This is a genomic window from Roseicyclus sp., assembly GCF_965662675.1.
GTDB lineage: Bacteria > Pseudomonadota > Alphaproteobacteria > Rhodobacterales > Rhodobacteraceae > Roseicyclus.
In genome coordinates, this window is sequence record NZ_CBFIIK010000167.1 from 1 (window position 1) to 3,257 (window position 3,257).

Consider the following 3,257-nt stretch of genomic DNA (forward strand, 5'->3'; position numbering starts at 1 on the left):
TGTCCCGCGCGCAGGCGGCGGGCGACGGCGCGCGCCGCGTCCAAGGGGCCGCTGACATAAGCGGCAAGGCCGTAGACCGTGTCATTGGCCATGTCGATGGCGTGATCCACGCTGTCATAGCCGATGATCGACAGAACGGGCCCAAAGATTTCCTCGCGTGCGATGGTCATCTGATGGGTCACATGGCCGAACACCGTGGGGCGCACGAACCAGCCCATATTCATCCCATCGGGGCGGCCAAGGCCGCCAGCGGCAAGGGTCGCGCCCTCGGCAATGCCCGTTTTGATCAGGGCCTGCACCTTGGCAAACTGCGCGCCGGAAATCAGCGGCCCCATGGTGGTGGCGGGGTCGGCCGTATCACCGAGGATGACACTTGTCGCCGCCGCCCGTGCCGCTGCCATCGCATCCTCCATCCGCGCCATCGGTACGAACATGCGCGTGGGCGCATCGCAGCTTTGGCCGGTATTGCCGAAACAGGCGAGCGTGCCTGCCTGAACCGCCGCCGCCAGATCGGCACCGGGCAGGATGATATTGGCCGATTTCCCGCCCAATTCCTGCGCCACGCGCTTGACGGTCGGAGCGGCGGCCTGTGCCACCGCGATGCCTGCCCGCGTCGATCCGGTGAAGGAGACCATGTCGACCTGCGGGTGGGCGGTCAGATGCGCGCCGACATCCGCGCCCGTGCCGTTCACGAGGTTGAAGACCCCCGCAGGTACGCCCGCCTCGTCGCACAGCTCGGCAAACAGCAGCGCAGACAGTGGCGCAAGTTCGGAAGGTTTCAACACCATGGTACAGCCCGCCGCAAGCGCCGGGGCGACCTTGCAAACGATCTGGTTCATGGGCCAGTTCCACGGCGTGATCAGCGTGCAAACGCCGATCCCCTCGCGGATGATGCGGGTGGTGCCGCGCGCCTCTTCCCAATGGAAATCGCGCGCGGCCTTGATCGTGGTCTCCAGATGGATCTGCCCCGCCCAAGCCTGCGCCTCGCGCGCGGAGGTGATGGGGGCGCCCATCTCGGTCGACATGGCCTGCGCGATCTCGTCGTAGCGCGCGGTGTAGCGGGCCAGGATCGCCTCGAGAAGCGCGATCCGGTCCGCCACGGGCCAAGCCGAGAACCCGTCAAAGGCGCCACGCGCCGCCATCACCGCGCGATGGGCATCCGCCCCATCGCCCAAGGCCAAATCGCCGATCACCAAACCCGTGGCCGGGTTTTCGACCGGCATGCTGGCATGACCCAAGGGCGCAACCCATGCGCCGCCGACATAATGCTGTGACAAGCGATGGAGCATGGACGCTTACTGGAAATAGATCTTGAATCGCGACCGGATCGCCGTGTCGATCTCGGGCGCGACCTGACAGCCCGCACTGGCCAAGATCGCATTCTTGCGCGCAATAGCGGTATCAAGCAGCAAAGGCTGGCCTGCCTCGACCCATTCCTTGGGGCTCATCCGGTTGCCGACCTTGGGATAGATATATTCGGTCTGCATCAGCCCCAGCGTCTGATCGGTGCCAAGGTAATGGCCGGGGCCACCCAAGCACACCTGCTTCATCGCATCGATCGAGGTGCTGTCCTCGGTCACATCGATGCCGCGCACAAGGCGCATGGCCTGACCCAACAAATCATCGCCCAACACAAGGCTTTCCAGACAGAACCCCAAGAGCGAGGCATGCATGCCCACTGCCTCATAGCACAGGTTCAGCCCCGAAAGCCCCGCCAGCGCATTGGTGATGCCTTGCTCCCAGCCCGCCTGCATGTCGGGCAGCTTGCTGTCGGAAATGCCCGACGCCGCCCCACCGGGCAGGTCGTAGAAGCGGTGCATCTGCGCGCAGCCCGCGGTCAGCAACGCCTGTTCGGCCGATCCGCCCGACATGGCCCCCGTGCGCAGGTCCGAGACGAAGGGCCATGTGCCGAAGATCGCCGGCGCGCCTTTCTTGATTGCGTTGACATAGACGACACCGGCGAGGCACTCGGCCACCGCCTGAACGATGGCGAGCGCAATGGGGGCAGGGGCCGTGGCGCCTGCTTGCCCTGCTGAGAGCAAAAGCATCGGCATGCCACGGCGGATGCAATCCTCCATCGTGATGCAGCTTTCTTCGGCGAATTTCATCGGCGGCACGACGAAGCAGTTGGAATTGCTGACGAAGGGCCGTTCCAGCCATTTCTCCTCGCCGCCTGCCACCATGTGCAGCATCTCGAAGCAATCGGCGACATGGGCCGGGTCGCTGAAGGATGTGCCGACATGCTTTTTCGTGCCCGCCAAGCAGCCGTAAAGCGTGTTCAGGTCCATCTCGCGATTGTCCTTCACATCGCGGCAAACCATCGTACGCTGGTAGAAATGGATATTGTCGAGATTGTCGACCAGCCGCGCGGCGTCATAGAGGTCTTGCGCGGTCGACTCGCGGTAATCATGCGTGACCGGGTCGACGATATGAACCGCCGCACCCGCCGTGCCGAAATGCACATTGGTGCCCGACAGGTGCATATCATGCTTGGGGTCGCGGGCATGCAACGTGATATTGCGTGCGGCGACATTCAGCATGTCCTCGACCAGCGCGCGCGGAAAGCGGATGCGCCCGTCATCGCCCAAGATCGCGCCCGCCCCGGTCAGGATCTCGACGCCGGAGGGCGGGGCATCGGCCAGTCCGATCACCTCGAGCGCTTCCAGCGCGCTTTGGTGGATTTTCTGCACACCTGCATCGCTGATCGGGCGATATTGGCCGCCGGGCATGCCGGGGCGCACGGGGCGTTTATCCTCGGCCAAGGGGGCCGCGCGCAGCGCGACGCGCGCCGCCCGCCCGCCCGAACGCCGCGCGCGCGCGGGTTCGCATATCTCGCCGATTTCCGGCAGGATGATATCTGTGATCTGGTTTTCCGGTATCATGCTCACATCCGCACCCGTTCGGCTTTGGGGTCATAAAGGGGGGTCAGGCTGGCGCGGGCCTTGTGCCGCACGCCCGCCACTTCGATCTCGAAAGTGCTGGCCATGACCTGTTCGGCACTTTCACCGGGGCAGGGCACATAGCCCATCCCGATCGCACCGCCCAAGGCATGGCCGTAATTGCCGCTGGTCACGGGCCCGACAATCTGGCCATCGCGCAAGATCGCCTCGTTGTGGAACAAGAGCGGTTCGGGGTCTTGCAGCTGGAACTGCATCATCATGCGCTGCAGCCCTTGATCTTGCTTGCGCAACACCGCGTCGCGGCCGGTGAATTCGCCCTTGCCGGTCTTGACCGCAAAGCCAAGCCCCGCTTCCAGC

Annotated in this window: 3 protein-coding genes; all 3 read right to left on the reverse strand. The window is 64.7% G+C overall.

Features of this window, described 5'->3' with window-relative positions:
• The coding region (locus ACTG4J_RS15075; RefSeq protein ID WP_439140554.1) for an aldehyde dehydrogenase family protein at positions 1-1,289 on the reverse strand (1,289 nt) is incomplete at its 3' end.
• Positions 1,290-1,295: 6 nt separating this feature from the next.
• Positions 1,296-2,882, reverse strand: coding sequence for a trimethylamine methyltransferase family protein (locus ACTG4J_RS15080; RefSeq protein WP_439140555.1), 1,587 nt, complete (start codon positions 2,880-2,882; stop codon positions 1,296-1,298).
• Between the two features lie 2 nt (positions 2,883-2,884).
• On the reverse strand, positions 2,885-3,257 hold a 373-nt coding region (locus ACTG4J_RS15085), incomplete at its 5' end, for a glycine cleavage T C-terminal barrel domain-containing protein (RefSeq protein ID WP_439140556.1).